The 26,143-nt window shown below is 67.1% G+C and carries 14 protein-coding genes; 4 read left to right on the top strand and 10 right to left on the bottom strand.

Annotation, left to right across the window (positions count from 1 at the left end):
* Nucleotides 1–152 precede the first annotated feature (152 nt).
* From D5041_RS06810 to D5041_RS06765, 10 genes are all read right to left on the bottom strand, one after another.
* Entirely contained in the window at nucleotides 153–12,176 is a 12,024-nt protein-coding gene (locus D5041_RS06810; protein WP_265284163.1) for an Ig-like domain-containing protein, read from the bottom strand.
* Nucleotides 12,177–12,523: 347 nt separating this feature from the next.
* Nucleotides 12,524–13,789, bottom strand: a complete 1,266-nt coding sequence (locus D5041_RS06805) for an ABC transporter substrate-binding protein (protein WP_050809512.1) — start codon at nucleotides 13,787–13,789, stop codon at nucleotides 12,524–12,526.
* An 85-nt stretch (nucleotides 13,790–13,874) separates the two neighbouring features.
* Nucleotides 13,875–14,879, bottom strand: a complete 1,005-nt coding sequence (locus D5041_RS06800; RefSeq protein ID WP_265284162.1) for a CobW family GTP-binding protein — start codon at nucleotides 14,877–14,879, stop codon at nucleotides 13,875–13,877.
* A complete protein-coding gene (locus D5041_RS06795) occupies nucleotides 14,879–15,196 on the bottom strand; it encodes a hypothetical protein (protein WP_265282637.1) in 318 nt (105 codons plus the stop codon). The genes D5041_RS06800 and D5041_RS06795 overlap by 1 nt, the downstream gene beginning before the upstream one ends.
* Before the next feature lie 14 nt (nucleotides 15,197–15,210).
* Nucleotides 15,211–16,095 (bottom strand): polysaccharide deacetylase family protein, encoded by an 885-nt coding sequence (locus tag D5041_RS06790; protein WP_265284161.1) that lies wholly within the window; start codon nucleotides 16,093–16,095, stop codon nucleotides 15,211–15,213.
* Between the two features lie 76 nt (nucleotides 16,096–16,171).
* Nucleotides 16,172–17,299: an ABC transporter ATP-binding protein gene (locus D5041_RS06785; protein WP_265284160.1), complete on the bottom strand. Its 1,128-nt coding sequence runs from the start codon at nucleotides 17,297–17,299 to the stop codon at nucleotides 16,172–16,174.
* On the bottom strand, nucleotides 17,275–18,492 hold the full coding sequence (locus D5041_RS06780) for an ABC transporter substrate-binding protein (protein WP_265257895.1): 1,218 nt from the start codon (nucleotides 18,490–18,492) through the stop codon (nucleotides 17,275–17,277). The genes D5041_RS06785 and D5041_RS06780 overlap by 25 nt, the downstream gene beginning before the upstream one ends.
* Nucleotides 18,493–18,550: 58 nt before the next feature.
* Nucleotides 18,551–19,402 (bottom strand): ABC transporter permease, encoded by an 852-nt coding sequence (locus tag D5041_RS06775; RefSeq protein WP_265284159.1) that lies wholly within the window; start codon nucleotides 19,400–19,402, stop codon nucleotides 18,551–18,553.
* A 2-nt stretch (nucleotides 19,403–19,404) separates the two neighbouring features.
* A complete protein-coding gene (locus tag D5041_RS06770) occupies nucleotides 19,405–20,271 on the bottom strand; it encodes an ABC transporter permease (protein WP_265257896.1) in 867 nt (288 codons plus the stop codon).
* 21 nt (nucleotides 20,272–20,292) lie between these two features.
* Nucleotides 20,293–21,438: an ABC transporter ATP-binding protein gene (locus tag D5041_RS06765; RefSeq protein WP_265284158.1), complete on the bottom strand. Its 1,146-nt coding sequence runs from the start codon at nucleotides 21,436–21,438 to the stop codon at nucleotides 20,293–20,295.
* Nucleotides 21,439–21,746: 308 nt separating this feature from the next.
* Between D5041_RS06765 and D5041_RS06760 the strand changes: the two genes are divergently transcribed.
* The 4 genes from D5041_RS06760 (at nucleotide 21,747) to D5041_RS06745 (ending at nucleotide 26,136) form a co-directional block, all read left to right on the top strand.
* Nucleotides 21,747–22,754 (top strand): GntR family transcriptional regulator, encoded by a 1,008-nt coding sequence (locus D5041_RS06760; RefSeq protein ID WP_265257898.1) that lies wholly within the window; start codon nucleotides 21,747–21,749, stop codon nucleotides 22,752–22,754.
* Nucleotides 22,755–22,897: 143 nt separating this feature from the next.
* On the top strand, nucleotides 22,898–24,313 hold the full coding sequence (locus D5041_RS06755) for an ABC transporter substrate-binding protein (protein WP_029554499.1): 1,416 nt from the start codon (nucleotides 22,898–22,900) through the stop codon (nucleotides 24,311–24,313).
* An 18-nt stretch (nucleotides 24,314–24,331) separates the two neighbouring features.
* On the top strand, nucleotides 24,332–25,102 hold the full coding sequence (locus tag D5041_RS06750) for a 6-phosphogluconolactonase (protein ID WP_265257899.1): 771 nt from the start codon (nucleotides 24,332–24,334) through the stop codon (nucleotides 25,100–25,102).
* A gap of 17 nt (nucleotides 25,103–25,119) precedes the next feature.
* Entirely contained in the window at nucleotides 25,120–26,136 is a 1,017-nt protein-coding gene (locus tag D5041_RS06745) for an N-acetylglucosamine-6-phosphate deacetylase (protein WP_265284396.1), read from the top strand.
* Nucleotides 26,137–26,143 lie beyond the last annotated feature (7 nt).

The following is a 26,143-nucleotide window of genomic DNA, read 5'->3' as shown; positions in this document are numbered from 1 at the left end:
ACCATTTGCCGCCCGCTGCAGAGCGAGACCTGCGTGGCCAAGCACCGATGCGTTCGGAATCACGCGACGACGTGATGCGCATGTGCTGGACAAGCATGGCCGGGAATGTCCTGGACGGCTAAATGATTGCCCGACCCGGGGCCGCGCGCGGGTCAGAGCCAAAACCCGTTGGGCGCCAGATCGGACGCCAGGCCCACGATGGACAGCGGCATCTGCGCTGCGGCGCCGGGGGCGGTGATGGCGCCGTTGGCCTGGCCGTCGGCGTCGAACCGACCGCCATCGCTGATTTCAAAGTCCAGCCGCAGCCGCCCGCCCTCGCTCCCCATCTTGCCGCCGTAGGCTGCGCTGCTCAGGTTGACCCAGGTGCCGGTGCCGTCTTGCATCCAGTAGCCGTTCACGCCCAGCGCCGGGTCTAGGTAGAGGCTGAACTTCTCGCTGCTGCGGCCCGTGGCCAGCGTCGCCTTGAAACTGAGCAGCCCGAGGGGCATCTCCATTCCCTTGGGCAGCGCGGGTGCGTCCTCTTGCTTCAGGCGGGTGATGCGCGCGCCGCTGGCCGGATCGACCTTGCCGTCCTGGCTGCCTGCCACCAGGGTCACGGGGGTGCTTCTGCTTTCTCCCGTGGGGCCCCGTACGACGCTGGTCGATCCCACTGCCGCCTGCGTGCTGTCCCGGACGCCGTCGCCATTGCCGTCGCCGGCCACGGGGGCTGCGCCAGAGGGGTCGGGGAGGCCGGGGGTCTCGTCTTCGAGGCTGTCGGGGATGCTGTCGCCGTCCGTGTCCTTGGTGTCCTTGGGCGCCGGGCCTTCCGGGGGCGATGGAGCCGGGCCCGGTGGCGCGGGGGTGTGGTTGTCCACCGGCGTGGCCGCGAAACTGGCTGCGTCGTTGCCGGCCGCGTCCTGTACGGCGTTGGCATCGTTGCCGGTCGTGGGGTCGGTGTAGGCGACGCTCACGGCCTGGCCGGCGGCGACAGCGGTGGCCAGCGTCAGGCTCACGGTCTTTTCCTGCGCGCCTACCGCGATGGCGGTGACGGCGGTGAGCACGTTATCGACGCGCACCGTGAAGGCCGTGGTGGGCGGGATATGCGTCGCGTCCAGGCTGGTCCCCTCGGTGTAGCGCAGGACCAGTTGGTTGGCGTTCACCGTGGCGCTGGCGAGCACCGGGGCCCGGGTATCGATCTGGTAGCTGGCCCCCGGGGCGCGGCCGACTCCGGCGCGGCCTGCGGCGTTGCGCACGCCCTCCTGGTTCACGCTGATGGTGTTGCTGCTGTTCTCGACGCCGGCCGTGGGGGTGAAGGTCGCCGTCCAGGTTCTTCCTTGGTCATTCGTCGTGGGGTCGGTCAATGTGCCATTGGCCTCGCTGAGCACGACGTCGTCGCGCGTGAAGCCGGTGACGGGCTCGTTGAAGGTGATGCTGACGGTGGTGGTTTCGCCAACGGTCAGATGGGTGTCGGCCAGCGCGATCGTGGCGGTCGGGCCCGTGGTGTCTGCCGGCCGGGTGTCCACGCTGTAGTCGGCGCTGTCGGCGCTGCCGGTGCCGGTGTTGCCCGCGTCGTCGCGCACGCCAGTGAGATTCACGCGGATGGTATTGGTCGGAGCGCTGACGTTGGCCGTGGGCGTGAAGGTCGCCGTCCAGACCGTGCGCTCGGCGTTCGCCGTGGGCGGGCTTAGCGTGCCGCTCGTGCACAGGATGTCGCTGGTGTCCAAGCCGTTGACGGGCTCGCTGAAGATGATGGTGACGGTTGTGGTTTTGCCTGCGCTGAGTGCGTTGTCGGCCAGCATGACGGTCGCGGTGGGGCGCCTGGTGTCCACGCTGTAGTTGGCGCTGGAGGCGATTTCGGTCCCGGCGTTGCCCGCGTCGTCGCGCACGCCGGCGAGGTTGACGCGGATGGTATTGGCCAGGGCGCTGACGTTGGCCGTTGGCGTGAAGAGCGCTGTCCAGACCGTGCGCTCGGTGTTCGCCGTGGGCGGACTGAGCGTGCCGCTCGTGCACACGATGTCGCTGATGTCAAAGTCGTTGACGGGTTCGTTGAAGCGGAAGCTGACTGTCGTGGTCTCGCCCGCGGTGAGTGCGTTGTCGGCCAGCGCGATGGTCGCCGTGGGGCCGGTGGTGTCCGTCCGGGTGTCCACGCTGTAGTTGTCGCTGCTGGCGCTGCCGGTCCCGGCGTTGCCCGCGTCGTCGCGCACGCCGGCGAGGTTCACGCGGAGGGTGTTCGCCGGAGCGTTGATGTTGGCCGTGGGCGTAAGGGTCGCTGTCCAGACCGTGCGCTCGGCGTTCGCCGTGGGCGGGCTGAGCGTGCCACCCGTGCACACGATGTCGCTGATGTCCAAGCCGGTGACGGGCTCGTTGAAGCGGAAGCTGACTGTTGTGGTCTCGCCTGCGGTGAGCGCGCTGTCGGCCAGCGTAATGGTGGCCGTGGGGCGCTCGGTGTCCACGCTGTAGTTGGTGCTGACGGCGCTGCCGATCCCGGCATTGCCCGCTTCGTCGCGCACGCCGGCGAGGTTTACGCGGATGGTGTTCGCCGGGGCGCTGACGTTGGCCGTGGGCGTGAAGGTGGCCGTCCAGAGCGTGCGCTCGGCGTTCGCCGTGGGCGGACTCAGCGTGCCATTGGTGTAGACGATGTCGCTGGCGTCAAAGTCTTCGACGGGCTCGCTGAAACGGATCATGACTGTTGTGCTCTCGCCCACGGCGAGCACGCTGTCGGCCAGCGTGATGGTCGCCGTGGGGCGCCTGGTGTCCACGCTGTAGTTGGTGCTGATGGCGCTGCCGGTACCGACGTTGCCCGCGTCGTCGCGCACGCCGGCGAGGTTTACGCGGATGGTGTTCTCCCCGGCGCTGACGTTGGCCGTGGGCGTGAAGGTGGCCGTCCAGAGCGTGCGCTCGGTGTTCGCCGTGGGCGCGCTCAGCGTGCCGCTGGGACACTCGATGTCGCTGGCGTCCAAGCCGTTGACGGGCTCGCTGAAGCGGAAGCTGACTGTTGTGCTCTCGCCCACGGTGAGCGCGCTGTCGGCCAGCGTGATGGTCGCCGTGGGCCGTGTGGTGTCCACGGCGTAGTTGGTGCTGGAGGCGCTTCCGGTCCCGGCGTTGCCCGCGTCGTCGCGCACGCCAGGGAGGTTCACGCTGATGGTATTTGTCGCGGCGTTGGCGTTGGCCGTTGGCGTGAAGGTGGATGTCCAGACCGTGCGCTCGGCGTTCGCCATGGGCGTGCTCAGCGTGCCGCTCGTGCACACGATGTCGCTGGCGTCCAAGCCGGTGACGGGCTCGCTGAAGCGGAAGCTGACGGTTGTGGTTTCGCCCACGGTGAGCGCGTTGTCGGCCAGCACAATGGTCGCCGTGGGGCGCTCGGTATCGACGGAGTAGTTGGTGCTGGAGGCGCTGCCGGTCCCGGCGTTGCCCGCGTCGTCGCTCACGCCGCTGAGGTTCACGCTGATGGTGTTTTCCCGGACGCTAACGTTGGCCGTGGGCGTGAATGTCGCTGTCCAGACCGTGCGCTCGGCGTTGGCCGTGGGCGCGCTCAGCGTGCCGCTCGTGTACACGATGTCGCTGGCATCCAAGCCGGTAACGGGCTCGCTGAAGCGGAAGCTGACTGTCGTGCTCTCGCCCACGGTGAGCGCGTTGTCGGCCAGCGTGAGGGTCGCCGTGGGGCGCTCGGTATCGACGGAGTAGTTGGCGCTGCTGGCGCTGCCGACCCCGGCGTTGCCTGCGTCGTCGCGCACGCCGCTGAGATTCATGCTGATGGTATTCGTCGCAACGCTGACGTTGGCCGTTGGCGTGAGGGTTGCTGTCCAGACCGTGCGCTCGGCGTTCGCCGTGGGCGCGCTCAGCGTGCCGCTCATGTACACGATCTCGCTGGCGTCCAAGCCGGTGACGGGCTCGCTGAAGCGGAAGCTGACGGTGGTGGTTTCGCCCACGGTGAGCGCGGTGTCGGCCAGCGTAATGGTGGCAGTGGGCCGCGTGGTATCGACGGAGTAGTTGGCACTGGAGGCGCTACCGACCCCGGCGTTGCCCGCGTCGTCGCGCACGCCGGCGAGGTTCATGCTGATGGTATTCGTCGCAACGCTGACGTTGGCCGTTGGCGTGAGGGTTGCTGTCCAGACCGTGCGCTCGGCGTTCGCCGTGGGCGCGCTCAGCGTGCCGCTCGTGCACACGATGTCGCTGGGGTCCAGGCCGTTGACGGGCTCGCTGAAGCGGAAGCTGACTGTCGTACTCTCGCCCACGGTGAGCGCGCTGTCGGCCAGCGCAATGGTAGCAGTGGGCCGCGTGGTTTCCACGCTGTAGTTGGTGCTGCTGGCGCTGCCGGTCCCGGCGTTGCCTGCGTCGTTGGTCACGCCGGCGAGGTCCATGCTGATGGTATTCGTCCGGGCATTGGCGTTCGCGTTGGGCGTGAGGGTCGCCGTCCAGAGCGTGCGCTCGGCGTTCGCCGTGGGCGGGCTCAGCGTGCCGTTGGGGCACACGATGTCGCGGGTGTCCAAGCCGTTGACGGGCTCGTTGAAGATGAAGCGGACCGTCGTGCTCTCGCCCGCGGTGAGCGCGTCGTCGGCCAGCGCAATGGTGGCCGTGGGGCGTATGGTGTGCACGCTGTAGCTGGCGCTGCTGGCCCTGCCGGTCCCGGTGTTGCCCGCGTCGTCGCGCACGCCGGCAAGGTCCACGCGGATGGCGTTCGTCCGGGCGTTGGCGTGGGCGTTGGGCGTAAAGGTCGCTGTCCAGACCGTGCGCTCGGCGTTCGCCATGGGCGTGCTCAGCCTGCCGTTGGGGCACACGATGTCGCTGGCGTCCAGGCCGTTGACGGGCTCGTTGAAGATGAAGCGGACTGTTGTGCTCTCGCCCGCGGTGAGCGCGCTGTCGGCCAGCGTGATGATGACCGTGGGGCGGATGGTGTCCACGCTGTAGTTGGCGCTGATGGCGCTGCCGGTCCCGGCGTTGCCCGCGTCGTCGGTCACGCCGGCGAGGTTCACGCGGATGGTGCTCGCCCGGGCGCTGATGTCCTCCGCAGGCGTATAGGTGGCCGTCCAGACCGTGCGCTCGGCGTTGGCCGTGGGCATGGTCAGCGTGCCGTTGGTGTACACGATGTCGTCGGTATCAAAACCGTTCACGGGCTCGCTGAAGCGGAAGCTGACGGTCATGCTCTCGCCCGCGGTGAGCGCGGTGTCGGCCAGCGTGATGGTCGCCCTGGGTCGCACGGTGTCCACCCTGTAGTTGGTGCTGATGGCGCTGCCGGTCCCGGCGTTTCCCGCGTCGTCGCGCACATTGGCGAGGTTCACACGGATGGTGTTCGTCGGCGCGTTGGTGTTGGCCGTGGGCGTGAAGGTCGCCGTCCAGAGCGTGCGCTCGGTGTTCGCCGTGGGCGCGCTCAGCGTGCCGCTGGTGCACACGATGTCGCTGGCGTCAAAGTCGTTGACGGGCTCGTTGAAGCGGAAGCTGACTGTCGTGCTCTCGCCCACGGCGAGCACGCTGTCGGCCAGCGTGATGGTGGCCGTGGGGCCGCTGGTGTCCGTCCGGGTGTCCACGCTGTAGTGGGTGCTGATGGCGCTTTCGGTCCCGGCGTTGCCCGCGTCGTCGCGCACCCCGGTGAGGTTGACGCGGATGGTATTTGTCGGCGCGTGGATGTTGGCCGTGGGCGTGAAGGTCGCCGTCCAGACCGTGCGCTCGGCGTTCGCCGTGGGCGCGCTCAGCGTGCCGCCCGTGCACACGACGTCGCTGCTGTCCAGGCCGGTGACGGGCTTGTTGAAGCGGATGCTGACCGTTGTGGTTTCGCCCACGTTGAGCGCGCTGTCGGCCAGCGCGATGGTCGCCGTGGGGCGCACGGTGTCCACGGAGTAGTTGGTGCTGACGGCGCTGCCGGTCCCGGCGTTGCCTGCGTCGTCGGCCACGCCGCTGAGGTTCGCACGGAGGGTGTTCGTCGGCGCGCTGGTGTTGGCCGTGGGCGTGAAGATCGCCGTCCAGACCGTGCGCTCGGCGTTCGCCGTGGGCGCGCTCAGCGTGCCGCTGGTGCACACGACGTCGCTGGCGTCCAAGCCGGTGACGGGCTCGTTGAAGCGGATGGTGACTGTTGTGCTCTCGCCCGCGATGAGTGCGTTGTCGGCCAGCGCGATGGTCGCCGTGGGGCGCAGGGTATCGACGGAGTAGTTGCTGCTGATGGCGCTTCCGGTTCCGGCGTTGCCCGCGTCGTCGCGCACGCCGCGGAGGTTTACGCGGATGGTGTTCGTCGGCGCGCTGGCGTTGGCCGTGGGCGTGAAGGTGGCTGTCCAGAGCGTGCGTTCGGCGTTCGCCGCGAGCGCGCCCAGCGTGCCGTTGGCGTCGCTGAGCACGACGTCGTTGGCGTCAAAGCCGTTGACGGGCTCGTTGAAGCGGAAGCTGACTGTCGTGCTCTCGCCCGCGCTGAGCGCGCTGTCGGCCAGCGTGATGGTGGCAGTGGGGCCGCTGGTGTCGCGCGTGTCCACGCTGTAGTGGGCGCTGCTGGCCATGCCCACCCCGGCGTTGCCTGCGTCGTCGGTCACGCCGCTGAGGTTTACGCGGATGGTATTCGTCGGGACGATGACGTTGGCCGTGGGCGTGAAGGTCGCTGTCCAGAGCGTGCGTTCGGCGTTCGGCGTGAGCGCGCCCAGCGTGCCGTTGGCGTCGCTGAGCATGACGTCGCTGGCGTCAAAGCCGTTGACGGGTTTGTTGAAGCGGATGCTGACCGTTGTGCTCTCGCCCGCGGTGAGCGCGCTGTCGGCCAGCGTGATGGTGGCCGTGGGGCCGCTGGTGTCGCTGGTGTCGCGCGTGTCCACGCTGTAGTTGGCGCTGCTGACTGTGCCCACCCCGGCGTTGCCTGCGGCGCCGGTCACGCCTGCGAGGTTCACGCGGATGGTATTCGCCGCGTCGTTGACGTTGGCCGTGGGCGTGAAGGTCGCTGTCCAGACCGTGCGTTCGGCGTTCGCCGTGGGCGCGCTCAGTGTGCCGTTGGCGTCGCTGAGCACGATGTCGCTGGCGTCGAAGCCGGTGACGGACTGGTTGAAACGGAAGCTGACGGTCGTCGTTTCCCCGGCCCTGAGCTCGGTGTTCGCCAGCGTGATGCTGGCGTAGGGGAGCGTGGGCTCGACGGTGTCTATCTGGTAGTTGGCGCTGCTGGCGCTGCCGACGCCTGTCCGGTTTGCGCGGTTGGTCACGCCGGCCAAGTTCACGCGAATGGTGTTGCTCGCGTCCTGCACGTGGGCCGTGGGCGTGAAGGTCGCCGTCCAGATCGTGTTGAGTGAATTCCCCGTGAGCGGGCCCAGCGTGCCGTTGGCGTCGCTGAGCACGATGTCTTCTGCCGTGAAGCCATTCACTTGACTGTTGAAGACAAAGGTGACGGTGGTGGTTTCGCCGGCCGTGAGGTGGCTGTCGGCCAGCGTGATGGTCGCGGTGGGGCGTACGGCCGTGGTGTCGATGGCGTAGCTCGCGCTGCTGGCGTCGCCTTCGCCCGCGTTGCCCACGGCGTTGCGCACGCCCGCGAGGTTCACGCGGATGGTGTTGCTGGTGCTCGCGGTGTTCGCCGCGGGCGTGAAGGTCGCCGTCCAGGTCCTGCCGTCGGCATCCGCGGTGAGCGGGCCCAGCGTGCCGTGGGCGTCGCTGAGCACGACGTCCTCCGCGCTGAAACCCGTGACCGCCTCGCTGAAGGCGAAGCGGACCGTGGTGCTCTGGCGCATCGTGAGGCTGGTGCTGTCGAGCGTGATCGTGGCGCCGGGGCGCACGGTGTGGATGCTGTAGCTGGCGCTGCTGGCCTGGCCGACACCCGCGGCGGCCCCGGTGTCGGTCACGCCGGCGAGGTTCACGCCGATGGTGCTCGCGGTGCTGTTGACGTTGGCTGCGGGCCTGAAGGTCGCCGTCCAGGTCTTGCCGTCGGCGTTCGCCGTGAGCGCGCCCAGCGTGCCGTTGGCGTTGCTGAGAATGACGTCGTCTGCCGTGAAGTCGTTGACGCGATCGCTGAAGGCAAAGGTCACGGTGGTGGTTTCGCCGACTATGAGGTGGTTGTCGGCGAGCGTGATGGTCGCGGTGGGCGGGACCGCGCGGTTGGTGGTGTCGACGCTGTAGCGGTTCCCGAGGTCGGTGTTTGCCTCTCCCTCGGCGGACGTGTTGCCCGCGAGGTCGCTGACTCCCTGTGCCCCCAGCCTGACGGTCAGCCGGACGTCGGATGCGGTGGTCCGGAACGCCGGGGCGATGATGGTCGCGGTCCAGGTGGTGCCGCCGTCGGCGGAGTTCAGGTTCGACAGCGTGCCGCCGGAGGCGCCGGCGGAGAGGCTGATGTCGTCGAGGTCAAGGCCCGTCACCGGTTCAGTGAAGACGATGCTGAAGATGAGGGTTTCGCCGGCTCTGAGGACGCGGTTGTCCGCCTCACCGGACCCGTGGGTGACGCTGACCCGCTCCACCCGGGGCCGGATGCTGTCGTTGGCGTAGGCTTGGTCGTAGGCGATGTAGTTCCTCCCCGCCGTGTCGCCGCTCACGTTGCCCCCGCCGACCACGTTGCCCACGAGATCGGTCATGTCGCGCAGCTTGAGCACGATGAGGTTGCCGGCCGTGTTGTCGGCGGACGGCGACTTGAGCGTGGCCTGCCACGTGGTTCCGCCGTCCGTGGTGCGCAGGTTGGACAGCGTTCCCCGCAGGCCGACCGACTGTTCCCGCTGGGTCAGGGGATCGATGATCGCCAAATCCGCCAGCGTGAAGTTGCCTGGATCCAGTGCCTTGGAGAAGGTGATGGTGATGGTGGTTTCCTCGTTCGCAGCCAGGCGGCGGTCCGCGATGAGCAGACTGCGCAGCATGGGTTGCACGGTGTCCACGGCGTAGTTGGCGCTGCTCACGTTGCCGACCCCGGCCGTGCCCGCGGCGTTGCGCACGCCCGCCAGGTCCACGCGGATGGTGTTGTTCGCGGCCTGGGTGTTGGCCGTGGGCGTGAGGGTGGCGGTCCAGGTCTTGCCGTCCGCACCGACGGTCAGATTGCTCAGCGTGCCGTTGCCGCTCGTGAGCACGATGTCGTTCGCGTCAAAACCGGTGACGGCCTCGTTGAAGTGAAAAGTCACGGTGGTGCTCTCGCCCACGGTGAGCGTGCTGTCGGCGAGCGTGATGCGCAGGCCGGGGCGCCCGGCGACGGTGTCGATGTCGTAGCTGACGCCGGTGGCAACCACCCCCTCGCCCGCGTTGCCCGCCCGGTCGTTCACGCCGCGCATGTTCACGCGAAAGGTGTTGTTCGACGAGGTGATGTTGCGCGTCGGGGCGCTCAGGGTCGCGGTCCAGACGCTGCCGTCGCCGGTGGACGTGAAGTGCGACAGCATACCGTCGCGCAGACCATTGACCAGCAGCACGTCGTTCAGGCCAAAGTCCGTCACCGGTTCGGAGAAGGTGAAGCTGACCAGCGCGCTTTCGCGGAATTTGAGAACGGTGTCGGTCTCGCCCGCGCCGTAGCTGATGCGCGTGCCGAGCAGCGTGGGCCGGACGGTGTCCACGATGTAGCTCAGGCCCGTGGGCAGGGTGTGAAAACCCGCGCTGCCCGTGCGGGTGTTGACGCCCGCGAGGTTCACGCTGATCGGGTTGTACGCCGATGTGACGCCGGCGCCGGGGGCATGGAGCTCCACCTCCCAGGTGTCGCTGCTGCCGTCGGACCCGGGCTGCCAGGCGGTGGACACTTGGCCCACGCTGCCGCTGCCGGGGGCCAGGATCACGTCGGAGGCGTCAAAGCCCTTCACGGGCTCGCTGAATTTGATGGTGGCGTGGACGGTATGGCCCATGCCCAGTTGGTTGTCGTCGATGCTGTGGCCGGTCCTGGCCAACATGGGCCGCACGGTGTCCAGGGTGTAGGTGTTGCTGGAGACGGGGTCGCCCAGGCCCGCGTTGCCATGCGGGTCGCGCAGGCTGTTGGTGTTCACGCGGATCACGCCGCTGGCGTTGCGCGTCTCGGACGGGGGCGTGAGGAGGGAGGTCCAGGTTTTGCCGCCGTCGGCGCTCACGGGCGCGTCCAGGATGCCCGGGGCATTCGAGAGGTCCAAGGCCGCCCTGAGGCTGGCTTCGCTGACTTCCTTGGAGAATGCAAAGGTGACGGTGGCGGTTTCGCCGGCACTCAGGTGGGTGTTGGCGACCGTGATGCGGTCGAGCTGGGGCCGCACGGTATCCACGGTGTACTCGGCGGACTGGTACATCCCGGCGCCCGGATTGCCGTCCTCATCCTTGACCTTGGACAGGTCCAGGGAAATGCGGCCCACGCCCTTGCCCATGGTGACGTTCGGGGTGAATATGGCGGTGCAGACCCTTTCGGTATCGTCCCATCCCCGGACGAACAGATCGCCCAGGGGCGAGACCACGTGCCGGATGAAGTCCTCATCCGGCAGCGGGACGTTGAACGCGAAAGTCACCCTCACGGCCTCGCCCCGGATCAGGTAGGAGTCGCTCAGGCGGATGTCGACGCGATTCAGCCTGGCGCTCCCGCTGCTGCTGGACGCAGCGTTCTCTATCGTGTACTCGCTGGACTGGTACACCCCGGTGGCCGAGTTGCGGGCCTCGTCCATGAGGCCCGCCAAGTCCAGCGTGATGCGGCCGCGGGCCCCGTGCACATTCGCATCCGGGGTGAACGTGGCGGTGTAGATCCGGGCGTTGTCGGCGGCCCTGACCAGGTTGGACAAGCGGCCATGCGGCGCCACCACGTCGGGGAGGGTGAAGCTGTCCTGCACCGGCCCTTCGTCGAACTCGAAGGTCACCGTCGCGGTCTCGCCCGGGGTCAGGTGGCTGTCGCTGAGGCGGATGCTGACGGTGCGGAATCGGGCGGGCGGCAAGTTGTCCACGGTGAACTCGGCGGACTGGTACACCCCGGTGCCCGCATTGCCGTCGCTGTCCTGGAGCTTGGACAGGTCCAGCGTGATCTGGCCTACGGCCTTGCTCGTTTTGTTGTGCGGCGTGAACTTGACGGTGTAGATCTTGGCGTTGTCCGGCTCCCTGACCAAGTCATGCAAGACGCCAAGGGGCACCACGATGTCGCTGACGGTGAAACTCGACTCCAACGCCCATCCGTTGAACTCGAAGGTCACGGTCATGCCCTGGTCCAGGGTCAGCAGCGTGTCGCTCAGGCGGATGCTCACGCGATTCAGGGCGGGGTTGCTCGGCGCGTTGCGCGGCATGGTGTCCACGGTGTATTCCATGGACTGGCGCACGCCGGTGCCCGGATGGCCTTCGTCATACGTGTTTCGCCCGTCCGAGACATGCATCAGGTTCAGGGTGATGCGGCCGACGGACCGGTTCGTGTTCGCATTCGGTGTGAACGTGGCGGTGTAGATCTTGTCGTTGTCCGGGTTCACGACCAGGTTGGACAAGACGCCATTGGGCGCCACCAGATCGGTGAGGGTGAAACTCCCGCTCCACGGTCCTTCGTCGAACTCGAAAGTGACCGTTATCTCCTCGCCGGTCAGATAGTCCTCGCTGAGGCGGATGAAGACGTTCGTGACGTTCGCCGGTGGCATGCTGTCCACGATGTACTCTGCGGACTCGAACACCCCGGTGCCATCATTCCCCGCGTCCGTCGAATCCCTGAGATTGGCCAGGTCCAGCGAGATCCGGCCCACGACCCGGTTCTTGTGCTCAGTCGGTGTGAATGTGGCGGTGTAGATCTTGTGGTTGTCGGAGTTCTGGGTCAAGTCGGACAGCGTGCCATGGGACACCCTCACGTCGCTGATCGAGAAACTGTGCCACCACGGCTCTTCGTTGAACTCGAAAGTGACCGTCATGGTCTCATCACGGCTGCTCACAACGTTGTCGCTGAGGCGGATGCTGACGTGGTTGAGATGGGGGTTGGAGACCGGGTCGGGTGACCGGGTGTCCACGGTGTACTCCACGGACTGGAAGGTCCCGCAGGGCCGCGTGCCGTACTGATACAAGATGTCGTTCAGGTCCAGGGTGATGCGGCCGACGGCCTTGCCTGTGTTCTCATTCGGTGTGAATGTGACGGTGTAGATCTTGGTGTCGTCAGAGTCCCTGACCATGTTGGACAAAGCGCCATGGGGTGTATCCATAGGGACACCCTTGTCGGTACCTTTGGTGAGTCTGAATCTGGCGAACGGACCCCACCACGGCGGTTCGTTGAACATGAAGGTCACCGTCATGGTTTCCCCGGCGGTCAGATAGGTGTCGCTGATGAGAATGACGACGCTGCTTACGTACGTGGAGTGGGAGTACTGGCCCATGGGAGATTCCTTCGATGAATAATTCCGTTATAACGTAAAAAAATAGCATGTAACAAAATCCCCGCCATTTTGTTCCGGTCCAGTGGCCAATTCGTTGCATTACAGCGCGCGCGGGAAGCGCGCACGGGGCTGCCATCCCGTGCGCATAAAATGACAAGTGCAATGACAAGTGCAATGACAAGTGCCATTACAATCGCTGTTACACGTGCCACAAGAAGCGCGATTAAAAGCGCAATAAAAGTTCCGGGATTAACGCAGCCATTGCGCGGACAGCAAGGTCCGGGACGGGAACTGCGTTGCCAGGTACCGGATTCGGGGCGTCCGCTGGCGACCCCGTGCGCGCATGCTCAGCGCGGTCCGGTGGCCCCGGCGGGGATGGCTTCGCCGATGAAGTCCCTCCAGCGCCGTGCCAGATAGTTGTGTTCGTCCATGGTGGTGTTCCAGACTGCGATCCGGCTCGCCTTGCGCGCGTACGAGCCACCGGAGCGCAGTGCGCCGGCGCGCACGACGACGCGGCCATCGGGGCCGCGCAGGTCGCAGGCGGCGGGCCTGCCCTCGTACCAGTAGTCCCACTCCGCGGGCGCGAGCCAGTCGCGCACCCTGCCCGGCGCCGCCATGTAGCAGCCCTGGCGCGCCATCACCGCGCCGGGCCAGCCCGAGAGCCACCAGTTCAGATAGTCGTAGGCCACGCCGAGCATGCGGCCCTTGAGCTGCCGCGACAGGCACATCCCGCCGTGCCAGGCGCGGTAGCCCTCGCGCGGCACCACCTCGATCACCGGAACGCCTTCGGCGGCCAGCGCGGTCAGCGCCGAGGCCCAGATGCTTTGCCCGCCGACGATGCCGCCTTGCATCAGGCGCACCGAGTCGGCAGCGGTCTTCCAGAATCCGCCGAAGTGGCCGCGGCGTTTGCGTTCGAGCAGGATGCCGATGAGCTGGTCGATTTCGCGCAGGCTCAGATTGCCCATGTCGCGCGGCTCGAATTCGCCGCTGGACCGGGCCGCCAGCGCGGCGTCGAAGACCCCGATCGCCGGCTCATCCACCAGCGCGATGCGGCCGCTCAGGCGGGCGTCGAGCAGACAGCCCCAGCCGATCTCGTCGCCCATCAGCGCCCGTATCTGCGGGGTCACGGCGAAGGCGTCCATGTTGTGCACTGCGGGCAGCATCGCGATCCGCTCCGACTGCGCAGCGCCCAGCGTCGCGTCGGCTTGCACGTAGAGCTTGCGCACCGGGGCGTCGCCACAACCGAGCGGCGCGCCGGGGGTGATGCGACCGATCTTCGTCAGGTCGCTGACCTCCGCCCAGAGCGCGATGCGCCGCAGGTCTATGGGCTGGATTGCATGCCAGAACCAGACGATGTCCAGGCTGTGGAAGCACTGGTCGTAGACGTCGTAGCTCTCGGTCTGCGTGGCAGCGCGCTGCTGCGCGGCGAGAAAGTCGAGTCGCTCGAAGTGGATGCGGATCCCGAGGTCGGCCTCGGCGCGCTCGCGCACGCTCTCGAGCAGAGTGATTTCGGTGCCCAGCACGCGCAGACACGGTCTGCCCCCGGTATGTACGGCGGGTGCCTGCGGGTCAGCGCGCGCGGCGCGTGTCGTCTGGGCGGCGGATCGCGGCATGGGAGTCTCCAGGGCCGGTGGCAGGGACCATGCAGCGGCGGCGGCAGGGTACCCGGTCAAATAGCAAGCACCACGCCACGTGGGATCACGCCGTCAGGTAGCGCTGAAAACCACGCCACGAGGCCTGCACCTGTTCGGGCGCAAGGCCTTGCACGATGAACACCACGCAGGATGCACGCAGCCCCTCGGGCCAGCGGTCCAGGTGCTGCGGCGGGTGCATCAGCTGCTGCACGCCGTGGATGGCCACCGGCGTTGCCGCGCCATCGACGTGGAGCAGGCCCTTGACGCGCAGCACGCGCTCGCCATGGCGATGCAGCAGCAGCGACAGCCACAGGCTGAACGCCAACCAGTCAACGTGGTTTCCCGGCTCCAGCAGAAAGGAGGCGATTGCGCCCTGCGCGCCGCCATGCGGCAGCGGCGCGTAGCGGCGCTGCCGCGCGGCGTCGAGCCAGCGCCCGAGTTCCTCGCTCTTGCCGGTTTCCTGAAACATGTCCTGGCCGAGCAGCGCCTGCACGTCCAGGGCCTGCGCTCCGGTTCGGCAGACCAGCGCCGCCGGGTTCAGCTGCGCGAGGGTGTGGAGCAGGGATTGCAGCTGCCCGGGGCGGACGAGCTCCGACTTGGTCACGATCAGCCGGTCCGCGACGGCCACCTGCTTGCGGCCTTGCGCATGGCGCTGGAGCTGCCCCTGGGCGTGCACGGCGTCCACCGTGGTGAGCACGTTCGCGGCGCGCAAGTGCTGGCGCAGCACCGGGTCGTGCATCACGGTGGCGAGCACCGGCGTCGGGTCGGCCAGCCCGGTGGTCTCTATCAGCAGCCGGGCGAATGGCGCCGTCGCCGCGCGCCCGAGCAGGCGCTGCATCGCCGCGCGCAGGTCGCCGCGGATCGTGCAGCAGACGCAGCCCGAGGCCAGCAGCACCAGGTCGCCATCGACCGCTTCGACCAGGTGGTGGTCTATGCCGACGGCGCCAAACTCGTTGATCAGCACCGCGCTGTTGGCGAACGCCGGGTCGCGCAGCAGCCGGTTCAGCAAGCTCGTCTTGCCCGAGCCGAGAAACCCCGTGAGCACGTTCACCGGCAGCCGGTGGTCCATCAGCCGCCTCCGTCAGGCGCGGGCGGCGGGTCCAGCCACTGCGGCGCGAGCGGGTCGATGGCGGCGCCGCTGCGTCGATCGAGCGCGAACCAGACCTGCGCGAGCGATTCGGCCAGCTCCTGCCCGCCGGTGGCGCCGCTGACCAGGTACGCGCAGCCCTGCCAGTCGCTGATGCGCACGCTGCGGGTGCGCGCGATGCGGTCGAGCAGCGCAACCATGCGCGCCCGCTCGGCGCGCGCGGGCCGCTCGCGCCCGATCCCGGCCTGCGGGCGGCTCCAATCGGCAGAGCCCCCCAGAACGCCACATAGCGCGCACATGGACCGGGCTGGCGTCAAGTCCCCGGCGCCGGTTCGCGGCGCGCAAAGTCGTCGGCCATTTCGTCCAGCGTGACGAAGCGCACGCCCGGGTGCGCGCTGATGTAGGCGTACAGGCGCTCGAGCATGAGCAAGACCTGCGGCCGGCCCGCGACGTCGGGGTGGATGGTGATGGGGAACACCGCGTAGTCCATCTCGCGGTAGACCCAGTCGAACTGGTCGCGCCACAGCTGCTCGATGTCGCGCGGGTTCACGAAGCCGTGGCTGTTCGGCGACTTCTTGATGAACATCATCGGCGGCAGGTCGTCGAGGTACCAGTTCCCGGGGATCTCGATGAGCCGCGTTGGCGTGCCGCGGCGCAGCGGCTGCATCCATTCGTGCGCCTGCCGGCTGAAGTCGATCTTGGTCCAGCTGTCGCCGACGCGCACGTAGTACGGGTGGAAATCGTTGTGCATCAGCGAGTGGTCGTACTTGATCCCCTTCTTGAGCAGCAGCTCGTTGCTCACCGCGGAGAACTCCCACCAGGGCGCAACGTAGCCGGTCGGGCGCTTGCCGGACAGTTCCTCGACCAGGCCGATGCATTTGTCGAGCACCGCTTCCTCCTGCTCCGGCGTCATCGCGATCGGGTTCTCGTGCGAGTAGCCATGGATGCCGATTTCATGCCCGGCCTCGGCGACCGCGCGCATCTGCGCCGGAAAGGTCTCTATCGAATGCCCGGGGATGAACCAGGTCGTCCGTATCCCCAGGCGCTGGAACAGTTGGAGCAGGCGCGGCGCTCCGACCTCGCCCGCGAACAGGCCGCGCGAGATATCGTCCGGCGAGTCTTCCCCGCCATACGAACCCAGCCAGCCGGCGACGGCGTCCACATCGACACCAAAGCCACACAGAATTTCCTTTGCCATCTTGCACTCCTTGAAGGTTTCGCCAACACGGCCCCGGGGCGGGGCCTGATTCAAAGCACCGGTTCCCACTCCGGCCTCAGCCCGACGCAGCAGCGGGGATCACCGATGCCTCGGCCACAGGCCAGGACAGCAGCACCCTGGCCGCATGGGGCAATCCGTCCGCGTGATCGACGTGGCGCTCTACCGTCAGGCATTCGCCGTCGGCCAGTTCGACGTGCAGCCGCACGGTCTGCCCAGTGTAGGTCCGACCGACGACGTGGCCAGCGATCTGCCCCGCGGGCGGGGCGCTGTCTTGCGGTACCTGCCGCAGGTCCATGGCTTCCGAGGGCACGACCAGCAGCGCGCGGTCTCCGACGCGCAGACTGGCCGGCCCGGCGGCCGTGCCCTGGAGCAGGCCGAGCGCCGTGGCGACCTGCACCACGTGGTGTTCGATGCCCTGCACCCGCCCTGCGAGCAGCGCGTTGCGGCCGATGAAGCACGCGACGAACTCCGTCGCCGGGCGCGTGTACAGGGCGCAGGGCGTGTCGATCTGCTCGGTATGGCCGCGGTTCATCACGACCACCCGGTCCGACAGCACCAGCGCTTCGGACTGCGCATGGGTGACGAACAGGAAGGTGATTCCGACCTCGCGCTGGAGCAGCTTGAGCTCATGCTGTATCGAGCGGCGCAGGTTGGCGTCGAGCGCGCCGAGCGGCTCGTCGAGCAGCAGGATGTCGGGCTGCACCGCCAGGCCCCGGGCCAACGCGACGCGCTGGCGCTGCCCGCCCGACAGCTGGCGGCCATGGCGCCCGGCCACCGGCCCGAGTTCGAAGAGCGCCAGCATGTGCTCCACGCGCGCCCTCTGCGCCGCCGGGTCCAGTCGCCCGTGCAGGCCGAACGCAATGTTCTCGCGCACCGTCATGTGCGGGAACAGCGCAAAGTCCTGAAAAATCGTCGCCGTCGGCCGCTGCTCCGGCGGCAGGTGCCCGATGCTTCGGCCGCGCAGCAGAATCCGGCCGCTGCTGAGCGCCTCGAACCCGGCGAGCATGCGCAGCGTCGTGGTCTTGCCGCAGCCCGACGGCCCGACCAGCGAAATGAACTCGCCCCGCCGGGCTTGCAGGCACAAGCGGTTCACGGCCCGGTGCCCGCCAGGGTAGACCTTGCACAGGTCGAGCAGTTCGAGGTCGTGCTGCACGGGGCTCAGGCCGTGAGGAACTCGTTCCACTTCTGGACCAGGTGGTCGTAGGAATCGGGCCATTGGTGCCAGTAGGCCACCTGCGCTGCACGCTGCGCGAGCGCGCCCCCGTCGCGCAGATCCCCTTCCCTGATGCCGCGCTCGGTGGCGCCGACCCAGGGCGCGCCCTCGTACCAGAACGCGTATTTTTGCGGCGCCATCACCTGCCGGACGCTGGTGCTCGGCGAGTAGTAGCCCTGCTCGGAGACGGCGATCGCCGGCGGCCCGGACAACCAATAGTCGGCGTACGCGATCGCGGCCTCGCGGTGCGGCGTCGTGGCCAGCACCGCGACGCCGATGGCCCAGGCGCGGTAGCCCTCCTTCGGGGTCGCGTACTTGCAGGGACGGCCCTGCGCCTTGACCGCCATCACCGCCGGCTGCCAGGCGTCGCAGACCACCATCTCGCCCGACGCGAGCAGGTTCACGAGTTCGCCGAAATCCCCCCAGAGCGCGCGGAACTGGCCCTGCTTCTTCTTGCTGATCAGAAAGCCGATGGCCTCGTCGATCTCCTTCTTGTTCGGGTTGCCCGGGTTCTTCACGTCCGACAGGCCGAGCGAGTTCATCGCCAAAATGGCTTCGCCGGTCGCAATCAGGGGGTCGGTGTTGAGCCCCGAGCGCCCCTTCCACTTCTTGTCGAACAGGGCCGTCCAGCTGTTCGCCTCCTCGGCGCTGAGCACGCCGGGGTGGTAGCCGATCGAGTCATAGTTGTAGACGGTGGGCACCATGTACAACGCAGTCTGCGCCGCGTCGGCCCGGATCTGCCCGGCAATCTGGGCCTTCGCCGGCAGCTTGGGGTCTGGCCGCGTGAAGGTGTCGCGGATCTGGCCCCAGTGCTTGAGCGCCGCCGTCGGCACCGGGGTGAGCTTGTTCGTCATCACCAGGGCCGGCAGGCGTTCGGCGTTGGTTTCCCAGACGTCGAAATCCTTGGCGCCGGACAAGATCCGGGTTTGCGCGTCCGGATGCGTTGCCGCCGTGCCCACGGTCTTGGCGACGCCGGACTGGGCTTTGAAGTCGGCCAGGATGCGCTCCTGCACCGTCACCGACAGCCCGATGGTGCGCAATTGCTGCTTGGCCAATGGCACCATCTGCGCCAGCGCGGCGCCTGCGGGCAGCAGCGCGCCGCTGCCGAGCGCGAGCCCCTGCGCCAGCGTGTGGCGGCGTGATGCGTCGAAGCGTGTCGTCATGGGAGTCCCTTTCAGTGGAAAAAGAAGCGCAGCGCGCGCAGCGCGCAGTCACGGGGCATTACCGGATCGCCTCCTGCAACGCGACCTGGCGCGCACGGCGCAGCGTCAGCGCCATCAGCGCGCCGTACACGGCCAGCAGGCTGAACGAGGCCAGGGTCGTGAGCACGCCGAACGCAAAGAGGTTGGGATGGATCTCGACCGAGAACGATCCATAGATGGTCAATGGCAGCGTGGGATGGCCGCCGGCGGTAAACAGCGTGCGCGAGAACTCGTCGTAGGACAGCGTGAACGAGAACAGCATCGCGCTCAGCACCCCCGGGAAGATCAACGGAAAAGTGATGCGCCGGAAGGTCGTTGCCGGGCTGACCCCGAGGCTCCACGCGGCCTCCTCGACCGAGCGGTCAAAGCGGTTGAAGACCGCGAGCATCACCAGGAAGGCGAACGGGTAGGCGTAGACCACGTGCACCACGAACGAGGTGCCCCACCATGCCCGCGGCAGGTCCAGCGCATTCGCCAGCAACGCGACGCCCAGACCGACCAGGATTCCCGGAACGATCATCCCCAGCACGGTCAGATAGAAAGCCAGCCCCGCCGCGCGAAAACGCCGCCGGAAGGCCTGCGCCGAGAGCACCCCCAGCACGGTGGCGACCAGCGTCGTTGCCAGCGCGAGCGCGAGCGACCGGAGCAGGGCGTCGCCCAGGTCCAGAGGCGCAACGCGCGACGGCGCAGCCCGCCCCAGCAGGTGTGCGTACCAGTAGGTGGACCACTCGACGATGGGGAACTGCGGCCCGCCCTCGGGGCCGGTCTGAAAGCTCAGGATGGCCAACACCCCCATCGGGCCGTACAGGAACACGAGGAACGCGGCGGTGAACAGCGCCAGGAAGGCGCGCAGCGGGGTCTTGCCTTGCATGCTCAAAGCTCCTCGCGCAGGTTGACCAGGCGCAGCAACAGGGCCACGACCGCCGCCGTGAGCGCCGTCAGGATCACGCCGGCGACGGCCGCGAAAGCCCATTTCAGCGAGCCGACCTGGGTCACGATGATGTTGCCCAGCATGTTCACCTTGCGCCCCGAAAGCGCTGCCGGGGTCGCGAACTCGCCGAGCACCATGGTGCTCACGAAGACCGCGCCGACGACCACGCCAGGCATGCTCAGCGGCAGCACGATGGTGCGCAAAATCCTCCCGGTCCCGGCCCCGAGGTCGCGCGCGGCCTCGATCAGGCCGGGGTCGATGCGCGCGAGCATGAAGGCCACCGGACCGACCATGAAGACCACGTAGATCTGGACCATGCCGATCACCACCGACAAGGGGCTGAACAGCAGGATCTGCAGCGGCGCGTCGATGACCCCGAACTGCATCAGGAGCAGGTTGATTGCGCCCTCGCTGCCGAGCATCGGCCGCCAGGCCAGCACACGGATCAGGAACGGGGTCCAGAACGGGATCACGCACAGCACCAGCAGCGCTGTCTGCACGGTCTTGTTCTTCACGCACAGGCCGATGTACAGCGCCACCGGGTAGCCCAGCAGCAGGCAGACCAGCAGCGTGATGAGCCACAGGCTGACCGTGGTCCACAGCGCGCCGACGTAGGTCGGCGTGGCAAAGAAGGCGCGCCAGCTGTCCAGCGTCAGCGTCGGCTCTATCGTGAACGTGGTCTGGGTCCAGAAGCTGACGCAGAGCATCGTCAGCATCGGCAGCAGCAGGAACAGCAGCATCCAGAGCATTCCCGGCGCCAGCAGCCAGGCGTGCTGGCGCGCTCCCGGGGCGGGACTCGAGGGGGGCATGGCCGGGGCGTTCATCGGCACTCAGGCGGCGTAGGCCAGCGTCTCGGCCGCCTGCCAGCGCAAGGCGTAGCGCCGGCCCGCAACGAATGCCGGCGGGCGCCGGTGGCTCAGGTGGTACTCGACCTCGAAATGCGCGCCGGCGCCGGTCCGGAAGATCGCGAGCACGCGCGAACCGGCGTATTCGCTCGCCAGATACGTGCCCGTGATATGGGCCAGGCGGGGGTCACCGCCGCCTCTCCCGCCATTGCCCGGTTGGTCCGCATCGACCTGCACCCGGTCGCGCCGGACCATGCACAGCGCCGCCCCGTGCCACTGCGCGGCAACGTCCGGCAAGGGCACGTCGAACGCCGGCCCCGCCAGGCGCCCCCCGGCGGCCTGCCCGGACAGCGGGTTGAAACAGTTGAGCAAGCGGGCCACCTGGCTGCTTGCCGGCCGCTCGAACAGCCGGCGCGGCGTATCGATCTGCACCAGCGCCCCCTGGTCGAGAACGGCCACGCGGCTGCCGAGCGCCAACGCCTCCTGCTCGTTGCCGGTGACGTGCAGGAAGGTGCCTCCCAGCTGCCGCTGTATGCGCGTGAGCTCCAGCGCCATCTGATCGCGCAGGTTGGCGTCGAGCGCGCCCAGCGGTTCGTCGAGCAATACCACCCGGGGTTTGCCCACTAGGCAACGCGCCAACGCCACGCGCTGCTTTTGCCCGCCCGATATCTGGGCGACGCTGCGCGCACCCAGACCGCTCAGGCCGACCAAGGCCAGCGCTGCGTCCACTTCGCGCCCGACCTGCGCCGCGTCGATCACCGGCGCATGCCTGCGGTAGCGCAGGCCAAAGGCCAGGTTCTCGAAAACGCTCAAATGCGGAAACAGCGCAAAGGATTGGAAGACGAAGCCGACCCCGCGTTCATGCGCGCTCCGGCCCGCGAGGTCCTGGCCAAGGACCTCGACCCGGCCGGTGTCGGGCCGATCGAACCCGGCAATCAGGCGCAGCAGCGTTGACTTGCCCGAGCCGCTGGGGCCCAGGATGGTGATGTATTCGCCCGGATCGACCGCCAGCGTGACCGCGCGCAGCGCCGCCACCCGTCCGAACGATTTGCCCACGGCGTGCAGGTGCAGCGCCGCCGTCACGGCACGGCCTTCGACGACAGGCGCGCGCACCAGCGTAGACCCAAGCATTCAACACCTGCCTTCAGTGAGCCGCGCACGCGGCGGGATGACTTGGGGGCGAATGTACTTATCTTGTCTTAAGAATGCAATAGACATTTACAAGGATGGAAACCCCGCTCCACGGGGTCGGATTCAGGGAATGGAATGGCAGAAAACTTTCGGAAATGCATTGAAGCAGTGCCGGCAGGACCCCATGAGGCAATCGGGTCCGCAGAGCCTCGAGATCGGTTTTTACATACCAAAAGTCAATTGTTCAACCCCCCATCGCCCCCCGCCTGCGGTGCCCTAAACTGCTGGACCGTCCTGCGCCCAGCGACATGACCCCTGCCAACGACCTCCTGAACTCTTCGCATCTGTACGCAGTCATCGCCGAGGTGCTCGACGAACACATCCGCATCGGGCGGTTGCCACCGGGTCTGGTGCTGTTGGAAAAGCCGATTGCCGAAGTCTTTCAGACCAGCCGTGCACCGGTGCGGCGCGCGCTCGCCGAGTTGGAGTCGCGCCAGCTGATCCAGCGCTTTGACGGACGGGGGTTTCTGGTCGGACCGCCGGCGCAATCCGTACGCCCGATCCGCACGCCGTTCAAGGCGCTGAACCTGTCGCTCGACGCGCAGGCCGACGCGGCCTTGCAGACCCGGACCTCGTGGGAGCGCATCTACGCCGAAGTGGAGCGCAGCGTGGCCTCGTGCCTGGTGTTCGGCCAGTACCGCATCGTCGAAGCCGAGCTGGCCGAGCATTACCGGGTCTCGCGCACGGTCGCGCGCGACGTGCTGAGCCGCCTGCAGGAGCGTGGCCTGGTGCGGAAAAACCAAAGCTCGCACTGGGTCGCAGGCCCGCTGACCGCCAAGGACATCCGCGAGCTCTACGAACTGCGCACCGCGCTCGAACCCGTCGCCTTGCGCGGCGCCATGCAGCAAACGCCGCGCGCAACGCTGCAGGCCCTGCGCGCACGCTGCACGGGCCGCGACCCGTCGCAGTGGACTGCGGAAATGATCGACCGCATCGAGTCGGACCTGCACGAATCGCTGCTGCTGGCAACGACGAACGACCGGCTGGCGGAGAACCTCCGGCATGTCCAACTGCCGCTGGTGGAGACCGAGCGCTTTCTGCGCAGCCTGGGCCTGCCCATGGACCCGCGCATCGTCGACGAGCACCGCATCATCTACGAGCTGCTGCTGCACGACGCCGTTGACGCCGCAGCCGCTGCGCTGATCGAGCATCTGCACGCCGAATCGCGGCGCAGCCTCATCCACCTGAAAACCGCTGCGGTGTTCTCCGATCCCCCGCCACTGGCCTCCTACCTGGCGCGGCGCGTCGATGACTGAGAGGGGCCCGGAGGGAGTCGCGCAGGCAACGCGCTCTAGTGGTAAACCCCGGGCGGGAATTGCGCCAAACACGTTAATGATTGTTTCAAACTGTGTGACCATCGTCGCCGCCCGTCAGCAGCAGCACCAGGAGACCAGGATCCATGAAAAACACCTTGGCCCGCAGCCTTGCTTTTCGGCTCGGGAGGGCCGTTGGCTTGGCCGCATGCGCGCTCTCCCTCGCGGGCGTCCCCGCTGCGCCGGCGTTTGCACAGCAGCAGCTCAGGGTCTGGTGGGCCAAGGCCTTCTACCAAAGCGAGGACTTGGCCTTGTTCGAAATGATCCGCAAGTTCGAGGCCAAATACCCGGCGATCAAGGTCGAGTTATCGCAATATCCGCCGCAAGACATGCTTCCCAAGACCGTCGCGGCGCTTGACTCCGGCGCTCCACCCGATGTCGCGTATTCCGATGTCTACGACTTTCAGGTCACCGCCAAATGGGCTTACGAGGGCAAGATCGACGATCTCTCCGAACTCCTCGCCCCCATGCGCGAGCGCTTCGCGCCCAGTGCCGTCGAGGCCGTCCATCTCTACAACCATGCGACCCGGAAGCGCGCCTATTACGCGTTTCCCATCATGCAGCAGACGATCTACACCATGTACTGGAAGGACATGCTGGAGACGGCCGGTTTCAAGCAGTCGGATATTCCAACGGGCTGGAAGGATTACTGGCGTTTCTGGTGCGAGAAGGTGCAACCCGCGTACCGCAAGAAAACCGGCAGCCGCGTGTACGCCGTGGGCCAGTCATTGGGCGTGGACTCGACCGATGCCGCTTGGGCGTTCCTGACCTTCGCGGACGCTTACAACGTCAGGCTGGTCGATGGCGAGGGCAAGCTGCTGGTAGACGATCCGGCGGTGCGCCAGGGCCTGATCGATGCGCTCACGGATTACACCGATTTGTACGCCAAGGGCTGTGTTCCTCCCTCGGCGATGAGTTGGAAGGACCCGGACAACAACGTCGCGTTCCACAACCGGACCACGGTGCTCACGCACAATCCAACGATTTCGATCCCGGGCAAATGGCTCGACGACATGAATAATCCCGTGTTGACCGATTCCCAACGGGCAACGGCGAGGAAGAATTACACGGAGCTGATCGTGACCGGCGGATTTCCCGACAAGCCCGACGGCTCCAGAATGACCTACAGGGCGTCGGTCAAGACCGGCGTCATCTTCAGGGACGCAAGGAACAAGGCCGCAGCCAAACAGTTTGTGGCGTTCCTGCTCGACGAGGCGAATCTGACCCCCTACGTCGAGGGCACACTCGGTCGCTGGTACCCCGTGACCCGGGCCGCTCAGCAACGCGCATTCTGGCAGTCCGACCCGCATCGGCTCGCGGTCCACAAGCAATTTACACACGGAACGGTGCCCTTCGAATTCACCAAGGACTACCGGTTTGCCGTGCTGAACAACGAGAACGTCTGGGCCAAGGCGATGAGTCGCGTGGTCAACGAAAAGCTCGCGGTGGACAAGGCGGTCGATGAGATGATCGCGCGCATCAAGACCGTGGTGGCGCAGTAATGGCGAAAAGGAATACCGGTGAAAGTGGAAATCCTTCAGGACAAGCAGGCCCTGGGAAGAGCCGCCGCGCGCGCCGGAGCGGATGCGCTGCGCCAAGCCCTGGCGGAAAAACCGGAAGCCGGTGTAATCGTTGCCACCGGGGCCAGCCAGTTCGAAATGCTCGATGCATTGGTTCAGGAGCGCGGCATCGCGTGGCCGCGCGTCAGCATTTTTCACCTCGACGAATACGTCGGCCTGCCCCCGAGCCATCCCGCGAGTTTCCGAAACTATCTGCAAACCCGCCTGCTTGCGCGCTTGCCGACGCCCAAGGCCTTTGTCGCCATTGACGGCACGGCGCGCTCGATTCCCGATGAAATCAGCCGCCTCAACGGATTCATCAAAATACACGAGATTGCGGTCTGTTTCGCAGGCATTGGCGAAAACTGCCATCTCGCGTTCAACGATCCTCCAGCCGACTTTGAAACCCGAAGCCCCTTCATTTTGGTGAATCTGGACGAAGCCTGCCGCCGGCAACAAGCGACCGAAGGCTGGTTTCCCGCTCTCGACGCGGTCCCGCGGTGCGCGATCACGATGAGCGTGCAACAAATTGCCCAGTCCCGAAAAATCATTCTCTCGGTCCCCGATGCGCGCAAGGCGGCCGCGGTGAGCGCGGCGATCGAGGGACCCATTACGCAAGACAGTCCGGCATCCTTTCTGCGAACGCATGCCGATTGCACGCTCTATCTCGATCCCCACTCTGCCAGTTTGTTGCAGCACACGGAGAGGCGCGGGCCATGGCAGGGAGAGTGAGCGCCGGATTGTTTGACGTGCAGGTCAACGGTTTCTCCGGGGTCGATTTCAACGACGCTCGCACGATCACGGGCGCGGCGCTCGACCACGCTCTGGGGGCCATGCTGGCGACGGGTGTGACGGCCTGTCTGCCGACCATCATTACCGCGGCAGGCGACGCAATGAGTGCGCGGCTGCAGGCGCTCGATCGCGCGCTCAGGGAGAGTCGTTTGGGCGCCGCGATGATCCCCGGTTACCACCTCGAAGGACCGTTCCTGAACCCCATGGAGGGCTACGCGGGGTGCCACCCCGCAAATGCCATGCGGCGCCCCGATGCGCAGTGGATCTCCCGGATCGAGCGCGCATTGTCACGCCCCATTCTCATGCTGACCTATGCGCCCGAGTTGGATGAAAGCGGCTGCTTTGCGAAAAGCCTGCATGCACAGGCAAAAGTTCTTGCCATCGGGCATTCGGCGGCAGACGCGGAAACCATCGACCGGGCGACGCATGCCGGTGCACGCCTGTGCACGCATCTGGGCAATGGCGTGCCGCAGCTGCTGCCGAAATTCAACAACACGATACAAGCGCAGCTGGGCTGCGACGGACTGTGCGCCAGCTTTATTGCCGATGGTCTGCACGTCCCCCCGCGTGCTCTGCGGTCCATGCTGCGGGCCAAAGGATTGGCGCGTTCCATTCTGGTCACGGATGCGGTCAGCGCCGCGGGTGCCGCCCGGCCCGGAAGCTATCGCTTTGCAGGTTTCGACGTCGAATTGGGAAGCGACGGTGCGGTGCGCACTCCGGGATCGGCGTATCTGGCGGGGTCGAGCCTGACCCTGGATCGCGCGCTGCGCAACGTCGTGGCCTGGGGATGCGCCAGCTTTGAGGAAGCCATCGCGATGGCTTCGGAGAACCCGCGACGCATTTTGGCGGATGCGTTCCAGCGCCATGGAATTGCGCTGCCCCCCAGCGAGGTCGAATGGAGCGATGCACTGGAAGTGCATGCTGCGCGCGTGGGCGATCACCGGTGTCGCGCGCAATCCAGCGGATCGCACTGACCGGATT

The organism is Verminephrobacter aporrectodeae subsp. tuberculatae (genome assembly GCF_026127385.1).
In the GTDB taxonomy this organism is placed as follows: Bacteria; Pseudomonadota; Gammaproteobacteria; order Burkholderiales; family Burkholderiaceae_C; genus Acidovorax; species Acidovorax aporrectodeae.
This window is presented reverse-complemented; position numbering and strand designations above follow the sequence as displayed.